Here is a 17,428-nt window from a genome sequence, read left to right on the forward strand (position 1 = left end):
CTAAGATAAATGGAAATAAATCTGAAGTAATTTAGGAATAACTGAAATGGTTATAATTTTGTTAAGTCGGGAAGTGAGTTACTACTAAAGCACTAAACAATAGTGATTTACATATTTTAATAATTTTATACTATATCGATGTAGTTTTAAATATGATACACAAAGTATAATAATGTTACATTCAATTGGTTTCAAAGGGAGTCTTTTAATGATTCTTTAGAGTCTCTGAATTTTTTAGGTGTTACACCATATTTATTTTTAAAGGAAGTGGAAAAATACCCCGGGGAAGAATAACCAACACTATAAGCAATTTCAGAAACATTTAAATCTGTTTCCTCCAGTAAACCCCTTCCTTTCGCCAGTCGCTGGGAATTAATGTATTCATTCACCGTTAAACCTAACATTGCTTTAACTTTCCTGTACAAATGTACTCTTGAGATATTGAACATGCTGGAAAGTTCCTCTACAGAAAATTTCTGATCGTGTAAATTTTTATCAATGGCCTCATTTAATTGGTTCAGAAATTCCTGGTCAGATGTATTGAGCTTATCATCTTCAATTTCATTAATCTTATTGGTATAATAGTATCTCAGTTTCTCGCGGTTGTACATTACAGAAACCACCGATTGCTTAAGAACTTCAAAATTAAATGGTTTGGTAATATAGAAATCGGCACCACTTTGCAACGCCTTTATCCTTGATTCCTGATCGTTAAGGGCGGTTAAAATAATAACAGGAATGTGAGAGGTTCGAAGATCATTCTTTAATTCTTTACATATTTCAAACCCGCTTTTGTCCGGGAGGTTTAAGTCACAAATTATTGCGTCCGGTATTATATCAAAAGCTTTCTTCATGGCGTAGGTCCCGTCAGAATGAAGAAGGTTATAATCTTTTTGAAAATTCCTCTGAAGTAAATTTGCCAAATCAAGATTATCTTCAATTAAAAGTATATTCAGTTCATTGTCCGAAATAGCAGGATGATCTTTACTCACTGCCTCTCCAATAACTGTTTCTGTAGAATGAGTCTCTAATCGTTCATATCTTAAAGGTGTATTCTGAGCAAGGGGAATATCTTTTAGATGTTCTGTCCCTTTAGATAAGGAAATGCAGAATTCTGTACCTCGTTTTGACCTCAAAGAAACCGTGCCTTGATGAAGTTTCACAAATTGCCTGGTAAGGTACAATCCCATTCCTGAACCAGGTTTTAAATTATTTGTTGCTTGAAAGAAGGGATCAAAAATATGTTCTTGTTCCCCTGAAGGAATTCCTATACCTGAGTCCCTCACGTAAATATTGACTTTTTTAAGATCTGAACTCTCTTCAATACGTACTGTAATTTTTCCGTTTTTCGGTGTGAATTTTAAAGCGTTTGATAGCAAATTGAAAAAGACCTTGTCCATCATATTTCTGTCAATATAAAGTTCAATTTCCTTATTTTTACACTTTAACTCCATATCAATGGAATGTATGGCAGCTTCTGTTTTAAAGTCAAAAAAAATAGTTTGTAAAAACTCATAAATATTTGTTCGACTTGGTTTTATTACAAAAGATCCTGTTTCCAGTTTCCGGAAATCCAGCAATTCATTAATAAGGCGCAATAACCTCCTGGAGTTATTCATTATAAGCCTTGTCTCATATTTAAAATTATCAAGGTTTCGGTCTTTTGCTTTCGTCAAAGACTCTACAGAGCTCGTAATAAGGGTAAGAGGAGTCTTGAATTCATGGGACAACGCCGTAAAAAAATTAATTTTTGTCTCATTGGTTTCCTTCAATTGTTGAGCGAAATTCTCAATCTGATTTCTTTGAACCACAATTTTTTTATTAATAAGCTCTAGTTTTCTCTTTCCCCGCTTAACCTTTATTAAGAGATATATACTATAGATTGCCAGGACCAACAGGAGGAATAACAAAAAAGCCATCAGCTGAATCAAACTATTTTGAGTATTGTAGGAGGTGATCTGTTGCCGAATGATCGCCTGCTGTTCTTCAATATCTGTCTGCTGCTGGTTTAATTTATTAAACTGGTTCTGCATAATATCTACATTAACAGAATCTATAACCACTGTTTTAAGGATATTATTTTTTTCTACTACTTCATTTTGAAGAAGATTCTGTGCAAGCCGTATAGCTTCGCTTCCTCCTGTTGGATAAAGAATGGTAGCTGAAAGTATTCCTTCCCTTACCAGTTGAATTCCCCCGCTTGGACCATATAAGCCATCCACTCCCACAAAAATGATGTCATCATCAAGCCCTCTTTCCCTGGCTACTTCAAGAGCTTCCTGGGCCATTCTATCATTATGAGCAAATATATAACCTACATTAGAGGTGGAATCAAGAATTTTTTTAAGCCCTTCTTTTACTGAAGGTTTCTCCCAGTCGCCCTGAACTGTGCCTATGATCCTTAAGTTCGTTTGGCTGTCAATAATATTTCTGAATCCGAGAGATCGTTCATATGCCGGAGAAGATCCCGCCAGCCCTTTAATTTCAATAATATTACCCTTTTTATGGTCCGCATGAGATATAATATACTTTGCAGCATTTCCTCCTACCTCAACATTGTTTGCCCCCACATACGCTGTGTAATTACTCCCTTCTATTTTTCGGTCGATCACAATGGTTGGTATACCAGCATGCATAGCCTTTTCTATTACAGGAGTTATAGGTGCGGACTGAATGGGAGAGACTATCAGTACATCTACCTTTTGATTAATTAATAGGTTTATGTCCTCTATTTGTTTATCAATATCTCCAGCTGCGTCTAAAACCTTGAGATCAAGTTCAGGATGCAAAGAAGTTTCGATCATCATAGATCGATTCATTTCTTTTCTCCAGTTATCTGTTGTCATTGCCTGGGAAAAACCAATGAGGTTTCCTTCACGATCTTTATTTGTGTCACAGGCAAAAAGAAAACATAGGACGAGGATGCAAATAAGGTTACAAAAGTATTTCACTATCGCATTTATTATAATAAAAGAAAATCACCTTTTCCCAGGATCGTATTACCGGTACCAATTCTGAATTTTCATTATTCGCACAAATAATAAATAACTCCTGTTCACTGTAAAATAAACTAATACCGAATAACAAAAGTAAGAATAAGCTCCTCAAAAGCCCGAGAGATCCTGATATTAAATTTAATATTAAAGGATTGAAAGGTAAGAAAAATGCTATCGGCTGGTACATCTATTCTCACCCTACAGAAAATACAGATAAAGGCCACAAAATATAATATTTTACATTACTCGAAGCTAATAGCTAGTACGTTTTCAGATATCTGCTTATTAAACTTTACAAGACCTCCGCTCCTCTTTTTAAAATTGTATTTCTTATTTATTCCATATTGGAATAAATAAATGTTGAATGATTGGTTTTAATGGCATTTTTGTATATTCAAATTTAGATATATGAATAGTAATCTGGATGGTTTTTGAAGCGGATTTTAATCCGGGTCCTAAAGGTAATGTCGGATTTCCAGAGGACTGAAAACGAATTTAGCACTTAGTTTAAATCCTGATCCTTAAAAGTCAGGCAAAAGGTGGTACCTGAATTTACCTCACTTGATACATTAATAGTGCCTCCTACACTATTCATATAGTTTTTTACCAGGTAAAGACCAACACCATTACTGTTGCTTTGATCGGTAAAGACCTGGTTCAGAGTAAATATTTTACTCCCGTTCTTCCCCATGTCAAAACCTATTCCGTTATCCGTAAAAAGCAGTCTGGAGGTATCCTTATCTTTTTGAGAAATAATTCTAATTATGGGAGGAATACCCGGCCTTGCATATTTTATGGAGTTCGTTATAAGGTTCAAAAAGATACTGTGTAGATAAAAGCTATTCCCTAACAAAAATTCCACTTGCGAAAAATCGATCACGAATTTGGTCCCTGAACCATCGATCAAACTGCGAATCGAATCTGTGGTGGCCTGAAACACCTCTTTCAGAGGAATCAGCTCCATGGTGGATTTAAGTAAAAGGGTCGCTTTCAAATGTTGCATCTGGTCATCAAGGGTATCCCTCAACTCGTGTACAGATTTCTCCAGCAGGTTAAGGTATTGTAAGCTGTCTTTATCTTGTATTTGTGAAAGATCAAGTAAACTGAAAATCGACATCATATTGCTTACAGGTGATCTTAGATCGTGAGAAATAGTATAAGTGAGCTGTTTAAGTCCCGTATTTATGGCTGTGAGATCCTTTATTAGCAACTGTCTATCCTCTTCCAGTTTTTTCTTATGGGTAATATTTTTAGAGACGGCATATATAAGTTCTTTAGAATGATCTGGTATGGAAGTCCAGGAAAGCCATACAATTTCACCGGCTTTTGTGATGTAGCGGTTTTCAAAGTTCAGCAGGGGTTTATCATTGAGAATTAAGGAGCGGGTCTCAGCTGTTATTTCTTTGTCTTCTGGGTGTACAAAAGAACTTATGGGGACGGCAAACAATTCTTCCTCACTATAGCCCAGAAGCTTTACAAAGGCAGGATTTACCTTTCTAAAGTAGCCATCGTACCCGGCAATACAGAGATTATCGTAGGATAAACGAAAAAATGCTTCCAGGTCTGGCTGGTTTTCGGGAGTAGGGCTGGTCATAATGGATACCGATTTAGGAATCGTGCGAAATTTAAGAAATAGATTCAAGCCAATCATTTAAACCAAAAAAGATTTTACAGAACCCGGAGAGAAAACGTCCCCAACTCACAACGAAATTTAAAAGAGATCATGCACCCATAAGAATTTTTGTTCATATTTTAACGAGGGTAGAAATCAAAAGAAAAAGCCATTTATTAGTTTTACTTTTTAAAAAATAGGTGCACAAAATTAGTCGATTCTGAAGTAGAAGTGAATGAAGCGCAGCGTAGTGCTGCAAGCCCCATATCTACCGAACAAATACTATGCTGTAAGGCCTGGAGTAGTTATTTTCACCAACACTTTCAATAAACACTCCAGTAACAGCAGTACTTTTCAGAGCGTTTTGCATCGGATAAGTAATCTTGTGAGAAACTAAATTTTAGAAACCTTGTAAATAAAGGGGAGATCCTATATCATCGCGCCGCGAGAAGTCCTCTTGCTTTCTCCCCCCTTTGTTTTATTCACCGCCTGCGGAAGCTCTAATGCCCACTACCAAAAATTTATTTTCAGATTTTGTGAGCGCTTCATAGGGTGTCTTATGTTCAGCTCCTTCATGTGTCTATGGGGGCAAAAAACTTAAAGGTAAGTTATATAAAAGGTTCCATAGATTTACTTAGCTTTTAAAGTACTTCTCTTTCAATCTACCTGTAATCCTAGCGTTTACGGGATGTTTCATTTTTAATCTTATCATTTATATCCAAATAATTGCTCGCTAATCGACCTTGGATTACTCCTTTTTAAGTTTTAATCATCTACTTCAAACAATTTCTTCGGAATAGCATATTTTTGCGGCATGGCAGCAAGAGGTGGATTTTCAAGCAGAATTGGATTTATAGCAGCCGCGGCAGGATCGGCGGTTGGATTAGGAAACATTTGGCAATTCCCGTATGTGGCGGGACAAAATGGGGGTGCAGCCTTTCTGTTGATCTACGTCTTCTGGATCTTTCTTATTGGCTTTCCAATTATGTTGGGAGAAATCACCCTTGGGAGAAGTGCACAGGCAAACCCATATGGTGCCTATAAAAAATACGGTGGAAAAGTCTGGGGTCTTGTGGGACTTTTTGGAATTCTATGCGGGATAATGATCCTCTCTTTTTATAATGTCGTCTCAGGATGGGCCTTTGGTTATTTCCTTGAAACTTCCTTTGGAAATCTTCTGGAAAATGAAAACCATTCTTCATTTTTTGGAGAATATGTTTCCGATTTTACCGACAACCTATGGTTTAGTCTTGGCTTTATGGCTATCACGGCAGTCATTGTTCTCCAGGGGGTTAAGAAAGGCATTGAAGGTTCAGCTAAAATCCTTATGCCTGCACTTTTTGCGCTTTTAATTGGAATTATTATATACGGGCTCACCCTTCCCGGTGCTATGGAAGGTCTTAAATTCTATCTGCTGCCCGACTTTAGCCTTATTACTGGTGCTACCATCTATTCTGCTCTGGGCCAGGCTTTCTTTTCACTTAGTCTGGGAATGGGTGGTTTAATTACCTATGGCTCTTATCTAAGCAAAAAAGAAAATATTGTAAGTTCTGCAACCATGGTGGCTATTGCCGACACCATGGTGGCTTTTCTGGCAGGTTTAATGATCTTCCCATTAGTTTTTTCCCAGGGGCAGTCTCCTTCCGAAGGACCAGGATTGGTTTTCGTCGCTTTGCCGGGGATCTTTCAGGCCATGGGACCCATATTAGGTAAAGTCGTAGGCAGCAGCTTCTTCCTGCTGCTGTGTTTTGCAGCACTCACTTCTACCATTTCCTTATTAGAAGTTGCAGTAGCATATTTCATTGATGAAAGAAAATGGTCCCGAAAAAAGGCCGTAATTGTCATGGCGATTTTGATCTTTCTCATTGGTATTCCAAGTATGCTTGGCTATGGGGCCATTCAGGGCTTAACTGAATTTATCTTTTACGAAGGTAACTCGAAGAGCTTCATGGATCTGATACAGGATCTTTTCTCGGTGATTGCTTTACCCCTTGGAGGCTTCCTTTTGAGCATTTTTATTGCCACTCGCTGGACTACCGCAAAATTTTCTGAAGAGATCAGTCTGGGTGCCGAAAATTATAAAGGTTCCTTCCTGGAAGGGTTTCTTAATATCATGATCAAATTTGTATGTCCAGTGGTGCTGGGCTTCATGTTTGTTCTTACGGTGCTTCAAAAGTTCTTTAACGTAGAGCTATTTTAAAAGTACTTCGGAAGCAAAAACAATGACCTCATTTCTTCCGAAGTAATTAAAACCTGATGATTTAAAATGTCATTTTTAAATATTTAGCTTCCTGAAGCTTTAACAAAAAGGATGTATTCCCTACTTTAAAAGATACAGTAGAATCTGCATACAAGAAGTTCAGGGTCATGTTTTTGGGCTCATTAAACAATTCGCTACCTTAGATTTTCAAAAGCTACTTTCTAAACCCTGAAAGTAAGCTGGCATGATGTCGGCTTCATTGGCAGGGATTTAAAAATCTCCGAGCAATGAAAACAATTTTTGATCGAAATATCAGGGAGGAACTGATTGATAGAATTAACCAGCTTAATAAGACCAGTAAACCTGATTGGGGGAAAATGGACGTTTCCCAAATGCTTAAACACAATACATACTGGAATGCATGGGTTCTTGGAAAAGGAAGCCATACTTATCAACAAACTTTTTTGGGGAAAATATTTGGAAAAATAGCATTAAGGAAGATGATAAAAGATGAAAAGCCTTTTGATAAAAATATACCAACTTCAAATCAGTTTAGAATTAAGGATACGGTTTCTGATTTGGAATCTGAAAAATCTGAATGGATATCGTTGATCAAAGAGTATGATGATTATTACAATCCTAACTTCGTCCACGATTTCTTTGGTAAAATGACTAAAAAAGAAATAGGAATTTTAGTTTACAAACATACCGACCACCATTTAAGGCAATTCGGAATATATTAAAGTTGACTGCCCAATCTCCATAAAATTAATATTAAGCGGGTTATAAACGAGAATCTTTTAGGTAAAAAGAGTCTTCAAATAAAAAAATATGTAGTAATTGCAAATCCTCTATAGCAGAAGAAACAAATGAAAATTTTAGAAATCCTGAATCAAAGAATATTAATAATCTCGGTATTGGTATGTTTTCCGCTGATTATTCAAGCTCAGGAAGATAAAAAATTGTACACTTCTACAAATATTCTTGAAATATATATAAACACAGAGGAAAGTTTGATTCACGACGAAAATCAAATTAATACCGGCTGGGGTTTCGAACTAAATTCTCTTCACGGAATATTCATTTTTAAAAAATTCGTTTTATCCGCAGGAATTGGAGTGAATTTCAATATTGATGAAGAGTATAAATCACTTCCAGCTATATTGGAGATTAGATATAGTTTATACGATTACGGAGTTAACAGCCCTTTCGTTCTTCTGAATACTGGAAAAAATATAAAAATTGGCAGCTTTTTGCCGGGCCAAACAGCCAAATTAGGATTAGGGTATAATTTTGAGAGTGATTATAATTTCCAATATACCATCGAGTTCTTTAAAATATCAAAAACTTATTACACCAGTGAAGTTCAGGATGTCGATTACAACTATCCCGCCGATGGCTATGGGATTTCTGTGGGAATCACATTTTAATTGTGTGTTAAATAAAGACATGTGAAAACGTAGGACTCCCGGCTGTTCACAAGAACTGCATAAAAGGCTTAAAATCAAATGATTTAAGAAATTTAAAATAACTAAATTGAGAATGAAGAATATAATCTATGGCCTCCTTCCAATTATAATGATTGGTTGCAACTCGGGAAACAAAGAGGCCAGCGAGAAAAATTCGGGAACTTATCCCGACATTAAAACCCTTGGAGCCATGAAAAATGTGATGTGGAATGGAGAATTAGGAAGCAGTATTGATCTGGATACCATTTCGGATAAGAACGGACTTTATGCACTTGGACCACTTAGTTACTTAAAAGGAGAATTGCTCATTATCAACGGAAAAAGCTATGTATCAAAAGTGACCTCCGATTCGACAATGAGTGTTGAAAAACGATTTGATGTTTCTGCACCTTTTCTTGTATATACGAACGTAACTGAATGGACCAAAACTCCACTACCTTCTCAAGTAAAAACTATTCAAAACCTGGAAAGATTTATTGACGGAAAGACCTCCAATTTCAAAAGACCTTTTGCTTTTAAACTAACCGGAAAAGTTTCCAGTGCAGTGATCCATATTCAGAATTTGCCTGAAGGAACAAAAGTATCTTCACCTGAAGAAGCCCATCAGGGACAAACAAATTTTAATATCAATAATGAAAACGTCAAAATAATTGGATTTTTCTCAACTGAGCACCAGGGAGTTTTCACTCATCACGATTCCTTTTTACACATGCATTTAGTAACAAAGGATGAAAATAAAATGGGACATGTAGATGAATTGGAAATTGGAGAAATGCAATTGCACCTGCCGAAAAAATAAAAAAGTACTCCTTAAAAGGAAATGCTCTTAACATGGGCAAAATCAAAAAAAAGCTGATTCTTATTTCAGTTTTCAGGGTTAGACCTGTTGTCACACCAAAACCATTTGGAAATCCTATTCCGTCTCCTGCTATTGGATTTTTTTTGAAAACACAACTATTTTATCTTCTTCGATTTTACGAGGTAGCGACATGACCCACCCAACAAACCCTTAGGAAACTTTAAATTAAACCTAATTCCCCCTATCTTTGCCGCTTATCTACATGTAAAGATTATGAAAGAGAAAAAAGTCCTGAATTATATCAAAAATGTTTTAGAAAATTTACCGGCAGATTGGTTAAAATTAACCACTCATCGACTGGATATTTATAATGAAGAACTGGCAAAAACCCATTTCTTACAACAGTTTAATAATTTATATAACGACAATAACTTTGAAACCTCAGCACTCAAAGATTTACCCACGGCGTTCGATTATATCCGGTTGGGACATCCATTGTCTTCTGTACTGGAATGGACCATTGCTAATCTCAATGATCTAAAACCGGAAAATGTAATTAGCTTTTCATCCCGTACGATTCCCGTATTAGCCATTCTAAGAAAAAATCTATTCGAGAATAAGTTTACTCAAATTGTATATACCGGAGAGCTACCTCAATATTTTGATGCTGAAGCAATAAAAACTGTCTATGGCTATCATTTTGAACTAAAGAAAATTAATAGTAAAAAAAATATTTCAGAGTTTGATGGCAGTACTGTTTTTATTTCTGAACAAGACGAATCTGATAGCGCCGACCTCAATCCGAAAATTGACTTCTTTGTCAGCATTCAAAAGCACCTTGGAAGCGTCTTATTGGTGAATGGCGAACGAAATGAAGATTACATTTCAGAAATACAACATGTTAGAAGAAGAGAAACCATTGCGATGACACCGGCCGACTGTTTTTCTGCCTTGCAGCAGCTCGCAGGAAATTCTACTTCTCATCATGATAATAGTAATGTGGAGGTTAATAAAACAAATGTATTAGATTCTATTAAAACCATTACTAGTACAAAAGCAGAAGCGTTATTGGCCTCTTCGGGCTTATCTATGCAATATGCCATTATGATGGGGCTCATTGACGAGGCACTGGAAAATCACAAAGGAAAAAATATAAAACTTGTTGTTCCCCCGAATTGTTACGGTGGGACAAATGACCAGGCAAGACGGGTTGCTGACTGTATTGATAATGTTGAAATCGTAGATTTACTTGTGGATGGTGATAATGATATGGTTCAAAGTATTGATACTGTTTTAGGACAAATTGCTGCTGAAGATGCTGTCCCTTACATCATTGCAGAAATCCCAACAAATCCCAGAGTTGAAGTTCCAGATCTGGAAAATTTAAGAGATGCTCTAAGCAAAGAACGTAAAACAGCTACTGGCGAAGTTGCCATAGATCCTGTTTTTATTTTAGACCAGACCTTCTGTCCCAATGTACAATTCCTGGGTGATCATGGAATACTTTCAACGATCAGGACCATTTCATACGTGAGTGGATCGAAATTTCCAAGTGGAGGAAAATGTACAGCCGGTTATTGTGTAGCCAATGAAAAGGCTGAAGCTTTGCTGGATAAAATTGAGAAGCATTTAAAACTTTGTGATAACCAGGCTACAGATCTTCAGGTTGAAATATTAGCTAAGCAGTTGCCTTCCATGAACCAGAGGATTAAAGATGCCTATATAAACACCCGGGAATTTGTAAATTTTATCAGGCAGACATTACCAGAGGCTAAGATTAACTTTGTTTCTGAAGAATTGGCTCAGCAAGGATTTACCCCATCGGTTTTTTCATTAGATCTTCCCACAAAAGGTACTACAGCCGAAGAAAGAGAAGCTTACAAACGAGCGTTAAATCTTCAGCTTATTGATATGATGATTGGTGAAATCCCCAATGAGAGCAAGTACTGCGTGAGCTATGGGCAGTTAAAAGGATGCTACTGGACGATTCCTGCAACATCCACTCAGGGCACCACCAAAGAAGCCGACAAGGATTACATTGCCCGGGTTTCTCTTTCTCCCGATTTAGATCTTGAACGTCACAAAAAAGTATTTTTGGATTTTGTTGAGCAAATTTAGCCCTGGTAGAGATCGTTACGGAAATAGATCTTTAATTCTTAATTTTTAAGCATATTTATTTATAGATAATAGAAAAGCAAAAACAGGTGATTGTCTTCCAATCACTTGTTTTTGCTTTTTTATTCCCATTTGTATCATATTTTTCGATTTTCAGAAAAGTCTGAGTACCTTCCAATTATTTCCTATTAATATAATTCGGCTTCCCCTTTTCAAACCTGCTAACACATGTAGTAAACTAACACAATTCTAAAACTACTTCATCATGAAAAAAATTAAACATAATGAAAGCTGGCCTGCCAGCTGGAAATACTGTTATCCCTATGATGAAATAAAAGTATATAATAACAACAAAAGAAGTTTAGGCTACTGGTATGCCTATAAGAACAGGCAAGAAGCAACATTTCTCTTTATTACTAGCTGAAGAAGGTTAGACAGTGACCTGGAATGATTTACGGGAGGATTTGGCAGACTATGTTAAGCTTAAATATGCAATTGGAGAGTTAAATTTTGCTCCGGGCAATGTTTTTGATCTGGGGTATGAAAATCATTTCGATGGAGTAATAATAACCGAAGTTATTGAACATGTAGCCCATCCAGATGATTTTTTAAAACAAACTGCAAAACTCGTAAAACCAGGTGGTTATATTATTACGACTACCCCTTTGGGTAACTATTTTTTAAATAAGCTTCCAAAGTTTACAGAATTCAATAATCCTGAAATCTTCGAAAACATACAATTTGGTCCTAATTCTGATGATCATATATTTTTATTACATGCTAATGAAACAAAATTATTAGCAGAAATGGCTAACCTTGAACTCATTTCACAGGAAATTTATATTAACTTTCTCACTAATGGACATATTAAAACCCACCATTTATTAAATGTCTTACCAAAATCATTTGTTAATCTCTTCGAAAAACTCACCTTTAAACTGCCTGAAACCATTATGTTGAAGTTACATAATAACATAGCTGTACTCTATAGGAAATCGTAACTTTCACTCCACTCCCGCGAGGAATGTCCTGAATTCTTCTGAATCGAATTTCCCCATTCCATCATGTTTCAGGACTAGATATCCTTCAGAATTAATCACGAATGTGGTAGGGATCAATTTTGTATAATACATGGCAGGAATTGCACTTATAGGACGATAGATCTCGAAGTTGTAGCCGTATTTATCTCTGTACGCAATGGCTTTCTCAAATTCCTGATCCATTGAGAGCATCAGGAAAGCAACCTCTTTATCTCCCACGTCCTCGTAGAGGTTATGAATAGTAGGCATTTCTTCTATACAAGGTGGACACCAGGTGGCCCATACATTAAAAAATATTATTTTGCCTTTAAATTCTTCCATGCTAAGCCGCTCGCCCTTCGAATTTTCAAGTTCCATATCAAAATTAGCCTTCTTTAGCTCCTTCTTTTCTTCGTTAGAGCCACACGCCTGCGTGAGAAGCCCTAGTCCTGTGATTAAAAGGAAAGACAGGAAGAATCTATTTATTGCTGATGCTTTGATATACATAATTGCAAATTATTGGATCATCTTAAATTTTCTTCCAGAAAAAAAGATTTTATCCGGATTTATTTCCTGCAAATATACAGTGCAAAAGCCGTTTTCTAATGGATTCACACCCGAATTTCCGGTGCAGAAAACCAATTTAAAATTCTCCTCTTCCCACTCCATTTTCCGTTATAAACATCTATGATTAGATCCGGAATAAAGGAGTACATTTAAAAGATTAATCTGGAGGCTAATGTCGAAAATTTTACAACGTGTACTTCTTGTATGCTTTACTGGTGGTTTGTTAACCCTGGCCGGCTGGAGCAGCTTTCAGGTCTACAATTATTCTTCGGAAGCAGCTGAAATCAAAAAAGATTACAGCGAACTAAACAGCATTACCCACGGAATTCTGTCGGTAAATATCTGGAGAGATCATTTAACCAATATGGTCCTGAACCGTATTGACGAATTTGAATTCACTCCCGAACAGGAAGACACCCTGGTTCTTCAGGTAGAAAATATTCTTACCGCTGGTATTGATAAAGGGGACAGTCTAATGAACCTAAAGCAAAAGAGCTTAAAAGGAAAGCTCAGGAAATTTGCGGTAAGAACACTGGTACCCGAGGAAAAAATAAGAGCACTGGTACCTATGTTTGCCCAAACCATTGTTGATGAAATACAGAAACCGGAGAATAAGGAGGCGCTAAAGTTTGTCATTAAAAGCAAACTCAAGGAGTATAGTGATCTTACTCATGACAATTCACAAGCTGCCGTTCTACGATTAGAAGCACTTTTTGAAAAATATGAGGTAGTAGACCTAAAAGGTTTTAATAAAAAAACTTCAGAAAACTTAATGGAACTGGAAGAGCAAACCTATTTTCATACCTATATCCTGCTCGGAATAATTTTGACATTCCTCCTGCTCTGGTGGTTGCTCAGAAATCAAAAACTACTACATACCCCACTGTTCATAATTTCTGTACTGGTATCTCTGGCGGTACTTTTTGCTGGAATCACAGCACCTATGATAGAGATAGACGCACGTTTTCAGCAAGTGAATTTTCAGCTGATCGGTGAGCAAATCGTTTTTAATGATCAGGTGATTTTCTTCCAAAGTAAAAGCATCCTGCAGGTCATCGAAATTTTGTTTGCTACCGGAAAGATCGATTCATTTTTGGTAGGAATCCTTATTCTTGTTTTCAGCATTGTATTTCCTGTGGCCAAACTAATTTCTACTCAAATCTACTTGGCCGGAAACGAAATCTTAAGAAAGAATAAAATTTTAAAATTCTTTGCTTTCAAATCGGGTAAATGGAGCATGGCAGATGTCTATGTGATCGCGATCTTCATGGCTTATATAGGTTTCCAGGGAATCCTGGATCATCAGCTTTCAAATCTGAACATGGAAACCGAATCGCTCGTGAGCATTTCTACCAATAAAACTTCCCTCCAACCGGGGTTCATTATATTCATTGCCTTCGTCCTGTTCAGTTTAATCCTCTCCACCATTTTAAAAAAGATAACTGCCTTACATAAGAAGAAAAGCCTCCGGGATGAATAACTGAGAAAAGATTGATTAATTTCGGTATTCTCCTCATTACCTGATCCTGTTGAATCCTGTTTTATAAATTTATTATTTTTAAATCACGCAACCTTTTCCAAATTCCGGGTCATTAAAGTATAACTCACAACTACTTAAAAATTCCTGATGATGAAAAAATTCTTATTTCTTGCAATATCCATTTTTATTATTACCTCCTGTAATACTGATGATGATACCCCAACTGAAACTAATTTTACAGGAGAATGGGAACTGGTAAAAACCACAAGCTCCATTGGCGACGAAACTAAAACAGGTGCCGAAATGGAGTGGCAGGAATCTTATGTATTAAAAGCGGATAGTACTTTTACAAAAACAAGAGTGCGGGACAACAAAACCTCTGTTGCTCAGGGAACTTTTACCATAAATGATAATACAGAATTTTACGGCCTACCGGCAATTGCAAGTATCACCATGATTTATGAATCTGAAAATGATATTATCGCCACGTGTTATTCAGATAAATTACACGAGGAACTATATTTTGATGCAAAGGACGTGATGATTAGCACTTATGAACAATGTGATGGCTTGGGACTGGAATATGCTAGAATTCTGGACTAAATAATAGTTCTACAGGAAGTATAATACTCCTCTGAGCGCTTAGACTGAAAAATATTTTCCCGTAAACTATAACAGACTTTTCACCCCTTTTCGGAAAGGCGCTCCAGCGCAATCCTATTCCAGAAGGGGATTTCTCTTTTGAATGTTTCATCTGCTGCTCTACTTTAGGTGCGTTCGGAATTTCTACAAAAAGTATTAATAAAATTTCTTCCGTTTCTTATTTTGTACATCAGAAATTGAATGCAGCATCCCATCATCCGCCAAATATTGTGACATAGATCACATTTCTTTCTTATCATAGATCATTGTCCACGCATTGTTATGCGTTTAAATTTGCTTCAGAATTACTAAACAATTTGAAAAGTTCCTTAAGGGAGAAATTTTCATGAAAAGATTAATTGGTAATTTTTAAAAGGCAAATGACATGAAAATAGCAATTATAGGTGCCACAGGATTTGTAGGATCTGAAGTTTTGAAGGAAGCTCTGGATCGCGGACATGAGATTACCGCCATAGCACGGAATACAGAAAAATTTTCAGAAGAAAATAAGCTGCTGAATACTGCCAATGTAGACGTGAGAGATGTGAGAAAATTAGCTGATATCCTGGAAGGGAACGAGGTGGTAATAAGCACTTTTAATCCCGGCTGGACCAACCCAAATATTTATGATGATTATTTGGAAGGTTCCAAAGCAATTCAGAAGGCGGTAAAAGATTCGGGAGTAAAAAGATTAATAGTGGTTGGCGGTGCTGGAAGCCTCTATTTAGACGAGAGAACACAAGTATTAGATGACAAAAATTTTCCGGAGGAAATAAAACCGGGAGCCACTGCTGCCAGTGAATACCTTGAGATCATAAAACATGAAAAAGATCTGGAATGGACCTTTTTTAGTCCGGCGATTGGAATGGCTCCGGGAAAGCCAGAAGAACGACGGAATACCTACAGAAAAGGGTTTGAAAATCCTGTGTTTGACGAAAATGGAAATTCCGAACTCTCTGTTCAGGATACTGCAGTAGTTCTGGTGGATGAGGCTGAAAATGCAGCACATATAAGACAACGTTTTACCGCAGCATATTAATAATTCAATTTATAAACTTTAATAACCAATTTAAAAATGATACTTATGAAACATTTATTTTCTTTTCTGTTTATTGCTTTTTTAAGCACCAGCATGTTCGCACAAACCACATGGAAAGCCGATCCTGCACATACCCAGGTATCCTTCGGAATTACTCACATGGGAATTGCTGAAGTTGAAGGTACCTTCAGTGAATTTGAAGGAACTATTGTGGCTACAGAAGATGATTTCAGTGATGCAGAATATGATATCGTGATTGAAGTACCTTCCATTGACACCGGAGTGGAAATGAGGGACAACCACCTGAAAAATGAGGATTTCTTTGATGCGAAAAATCATCCAAAAATGACCTTTAAGAGCAATTCTTCCGAGAAAGTAAGCGAAGGCAAATACAAGGTAACCGGTGATCTTAGTTTCCACGGAATCACTAAACCGGTTACGCTGGATGTGTGGTACCGCGGAACTGTTGAAAATCCACAGAACGGTGATGTAATCTCCGGATTTGCAATTTCGGGTGACGTAAAAAGATCTGATTATAATTTAGGATCCGATTTTCCTGAAGCTGTCCTTAGCGACAAAGTCGTTATTGATGTGGACGGGGAATTCAAAAAGCAATAAAGCCCATTATAACATGAGGAAGCCGATGATCTTTTCTGGTTTTAGATCCCCCCTACCGGCTTCCTCTTTTTCAATTAAAAATTAACAATGTCAACATTTTCAGCTTTCAGAAATTTTACGGCAACCCTGGTACGACAGGAAACGACGATGCCGGTGTTATTAGTAGGTCACGGTTCGCCCATGAACGGGATTCAGGATAATGAATTAAGTTCCCGATGGAGAAAAATAGCCGAAGACATCGTTTTCTTTTTTTAACGATAAAGCTGTTGCGGGATCTTTGACAATGACATCCCTAAAAACTGGATAAACTAACGAACATGAGTAAATTCTTCAAAACAACTTTTGCAACAACACAAGTAGATGTTGTTCTATTGATCATACGAATTGGAGTGGCAACATTAATGCTCACTCACGGAATTCCGAAGCTGCAAATGCTTTTCTCAGGCGGGGAAATTCAGTTTCCCGGAGTAATGGGCCTGAGTTCCACCATCTCCCTTGCCCTGGCAGTTTTCGCAGAAGTGATATGTTCGGTGCTACTTCTTATTGGATTAGCCACCCGTTTAAGTTCTATTCCGCTTATCATCACGATGTTGATGGCAGTATTTGTAATCCATGGGAATGATCCCTTCGCGAATCAGGAACTAGGATTACTTTATCTGTTCCTCTATGCGCCATTACTGATCCTTGGTGGAGGAAAATTTTCAGTAGATAAAATTATAAATTCAGCACAACGGCCAGTCCCAGCGAGAGGATAAGCCGGGCATTTAATGTCTAGTCCTGAATAATCGATACAGATTATTTAATTAAATTTTTTATAAAGGTAGTGATTTCGGTCACTACCTTTCCTTTTTATACCTCACTGGTTGTAGTTG

15 protein-coding genes are annotated in these 17,428 nt (G+C 36.9%); 12 read left to right on the forward strand and 3 right to left on the reverse strand.

What is annotated here, in order from left to right:
• Positions 1 to 191: 191 nt before the first annotated feature.
• Complete coding sequence (locus IE056_RS11335; protein WP_229793738.1) at positions 192 to 2,951, reverse strand: substrate-binding domain-containing protein; 2,760 nt, start codon at positions 2,949 to 2,951, stop codon at positions 192 to 194.
• A gap of 547 nt (positions 2,952 to 3,498) precedes the next feature.
• The gene (locus IE056_RS11340; protein WP_189604827.1) at positions 3,499 to 4,590 is read right to left on the reverse strand and encodes a PAS domain-containing sensor histidine kinase; all 1,092 of its coding nucleotides are present in this window, start codon (positions 4,588 to 4,590) and stop codon (positions 3,499 to 3,501) included.
• An 832-nt stretch (positions 4,591 to 5,422) separates the two neighbouring features.
• On the opposite strand from IE056_RS11340, the gene IE056_RS11345 reads away from it, so the two are divergent.
• From IE056_RS11345 to IE056_RS11370, 6 genes are all read left to right on the forward strand, one after another.
• Positions 5,423 to 6,808 (forward strand): sodium-dependent transporter, encoded by a 1,386-nt coding sequence (locus IE056_RS11345; RefSeq protein WP_189604828.1) that lies wholly within the window; start codon positions 5,423 to 5,425, stop codon positions 6,806 to 6,808.
• A gap of 287 nt (positions 6,809 to 7,095) precedes the next feature.
• On the forward strand, positions 7,096 to 7,551 hold the full coding sequence (locus IE056_RS11350) for a DUF1569 domain-containing protein (RefSeq protein WP_189604829.1): 456 nt from the start codon (positions 7,096 to 7,098) through the stop codon (positions 7,549 to 7,551).
• A 126-nt stretch (positions 7,552 to 7,677) separates the two neighbouring features.
• Entirely contained in the window at positions 7,678 to 8,238 is a 561-nt protein-coding gene (locus tag IE056_RS11355; RefSeq protein ID WP_189604830.1) for a hypothetical protein, read from the forward strand.
• Positions 8,239 to 8,350: 112 nt separating this feature from the next.
• The gene (locus IE056_RS11360) at positions 8,351 to 9,076 is read left to right on the forward strand and encodes an acetolactate decarboxylase (protein WP_189604831.1); all 726 of its coding nucleotides are present in this window, start codon (positions 8,351 to 8,353) and stop codon (positions 9,074 to 9,076) included.
• 273 nt (positions 9,077 to 9,349) lie between these two features.
• Positions 9,350 to 11,194: a PLP-dependent aminotransferase family protein gene (locus IE056_RS11365; RefSeq protein ID WP_189604832.1), complete on the forward strand. Its 1,845-nt coding sequence runs from the start codon at positions 9,350 to 9,352 to the stop codon at positions 11,192 to 11,194.
• A gap of 434 nt (positions 11,195 to 11,628) precedes the next feature.
• Positions 11,629 to 12,192 carry a class I SAM-dependent methyltransferase gene (locus IE056_RS11370; protein WP_229793739.1) on the forward strand — a complete coding sequence of 188 codons (564 nt, stop codon included), beginning with the start codon at positions 11,629 to 11,631 and terminating at the stop codon, positions 12,190 to 12,192.
• Between the two features lie 3 nt (positions 12,193 to 12,195).
• Here the strand turns inward: IE056_RS11370 and IE056_RS11375 are convergent, their stop codons facing one another.
• Positions 12,196 to 12,717 carry a TlpA family protein disulfide reductase gene (locus IE056_RS11375; protein WP_189604833.1) on the reverse strand — a complete coding sequence of 174 codons (522 nt, stop codon included), beginning with the start codon at positions 12,715 to 12,717 and terminating at the stop codon, positions 12,196 to 12,198.
• 232 nt (positions 12,718 to 12,949) lie between these two features.
• On the opposite strand from IE056_RS11375, the gene IE056_RS11380 reads away from it, so the two are divergent.
• From IE056_RS11380 to IE056_RS11405, 6 genes are all read left to right on the forward strand, one after another.
• Complete coding sequence (locus IE056_RS11380) at positions 12,950 to 14,257, forward strand: paraquat-inducible protein A (protein ID WP_189604834.1); 1,308 nt, start codon at positions 12,950 to 12,952, stop codon at positions 14,255 to 14,257.
• A gap of 150 nt (positions 14,258 to 14,407) precedes the next feature.
• The gene (locus IE056_RS11385; protein WP_189604835.1) at positions 14,408 to 14,860 is read left to right on the forward strand and encodes a hypothetical protein; all 453 of its coding nucleotides are present in this window, start codon (positions 14,408 to 14,410) and stop codon (positions 14,858 to 14,860) included.
• A 424-nt stretch (positions 14,861 to 15,284) separates the two neighbouring features.
• The gene (locus IE056_RS11390; RefSeq protein ID WP_189604836.1) at positions 15,285 to 15,938 is read left to right on the forward strand and encodes an NAD(P)-dependent oxidoreductase; all 654 of its coding nucleotides are present in this window, start codon (positions 15,285 to 15,287) and stop codon (positions 15,936 to 15,938) included.
• 45 nt (positions 15,939 to 15,983) lie between these two features.
• Positions 15,984 to 16,556 carry a YceI family protein gene (locus IE056_RS11395; protein WP_189604837.1) on the forward strand — a complete coding sequence of 191 codons (573 nt, stop codon included), beginning with the start codon at positions 15,984 to 15,986 and terminating at the stop codon, positions 16,554 to 16,556.
• Positions 16,557 to 16,643: 87 nt separating this feature from the next.
• Positions 16,644 to 16,811, forward strand: a complete 168-nt coding sequence (locus tag IE056_RS11400; protein WP_189604838.1) for a hypothetical protein — start codon at positions 16,644 to 16,646, stop codon at positions 16,809 to 16,811.
• 62 nt (positions 16,812 to 16,873) lie between these two features.
• On the forward strand, positions 16,874 to 17,311 hold the full coding sequence (locus IE056_RS11405; protein ID WP_189604839.1) for a DoxX family protein: 438 nt from the start codon (positions 16,874 to 16,876) through the stop codon (positions 17,309 to 17,311).
• Positions 17,312 to 17,428 lie beyond the last annotated feature (117 nt).

The sequence above is a fragment of the Salinimicrobium marinum genome, assembly GCF_014651535.1.
GTDB classification, from domain to species: domain Bacteria; phylum Bacteroidota; class Bacteroidia; order Flavobacteriales; family Flavobacteriaceae; genus Salinimicrobium; species Salinimicrobium marinum.

Bases quoted from the DNA above. Each gene is read 5' to 3' on its own strand.
- IE056_RS11405 (WP_189604839.1), top strand. From the start codon at position 16,874: ATGAGTAAATTCTTCAAAACAACTTTTGCAACAACACAAGTAGATGTT.
- IE056_RS11355 (WP_189604830.1), top strand. From the start codon at position 7,678: ATGAAAATTTTAGAAATCCTGAATCAAAGAATATTAATAATCTCGGTA.
- IE056_RS11350 (WP_189604829.1), top strand. From the start codon at position 7,096: ATGAAAACAATTTTTGATCGAAATATCAGGGAGGAACTGATTGATAGA.
- IE056_RS11395 (WP_189604837.1), top strand. From the start codon at position 15,984: ATGAAACATTTATTTTCTTTTCTGTTTATTGCTTTTTTAAGCACCAGC.
- IE056_RS11400 (WP_189604838.1), top strand. From the start codon at position 16,644: ATGTCAACATTTTCAGCTTTCAGAAATTTTACGGCAACCCTGGTACGA.
- IE056_RS11380 (WP_189604834.1), top strand. From the start codon at position 12,950: ATGTCGAAAATTTTACAACGTGTACTTCTTGTATGCTTTACTGGTGGT.
- IE056_RS11360 (WP_189604831.1), top strand. From the start codon at position 8,351: ATGAAGAATATAATCTATGGCCTCCTTCCAATTATAATGATTGGTTGC.
- IE056_RS11390 (WP_189604836.1), top strand. From the start codon at position 15,285: ATGAAAATAGCAATTATAGGTGCCACAGGATTTGTAGGATCTGAAGTT.
- IE056_RS11375 (WP_189604833.1), bottom strand. From the start codon at position 12,717: ATGTATATCAAAGCATCAGCAATAAATAGATTCTTCCTGTCTTTCCTT.
- IE056_RS11385 (WP_189604835.1), top strand. From the start codon at position 14,408: ATGAAAAAATTCTTATTTCTTGCAATATCCATTTTTATTATTACCTCC.
- IE056_RS11340 (WP_189604827.1), bottom strand. From the start codon at position 4,590: ATGACCAGCCCTACTCCCGAAAACCAGCCAGACCTGGAAGCATTTTTT.
- IE056_RS11345 (WP_189604828.1), top strand. From the start codon at position 5,423: ATGGCAGCAAGAGGTGGATTTTCAAGCAGAATTGGATTTATAGCAGCC.
- IE056_RS11365 (WP_189604832.1), top strand. From the start codon at position 9,350: ATGAAAGAGAAAAAAGTCCTGAATTATATCAAAAATGTTTTAGAAAAT.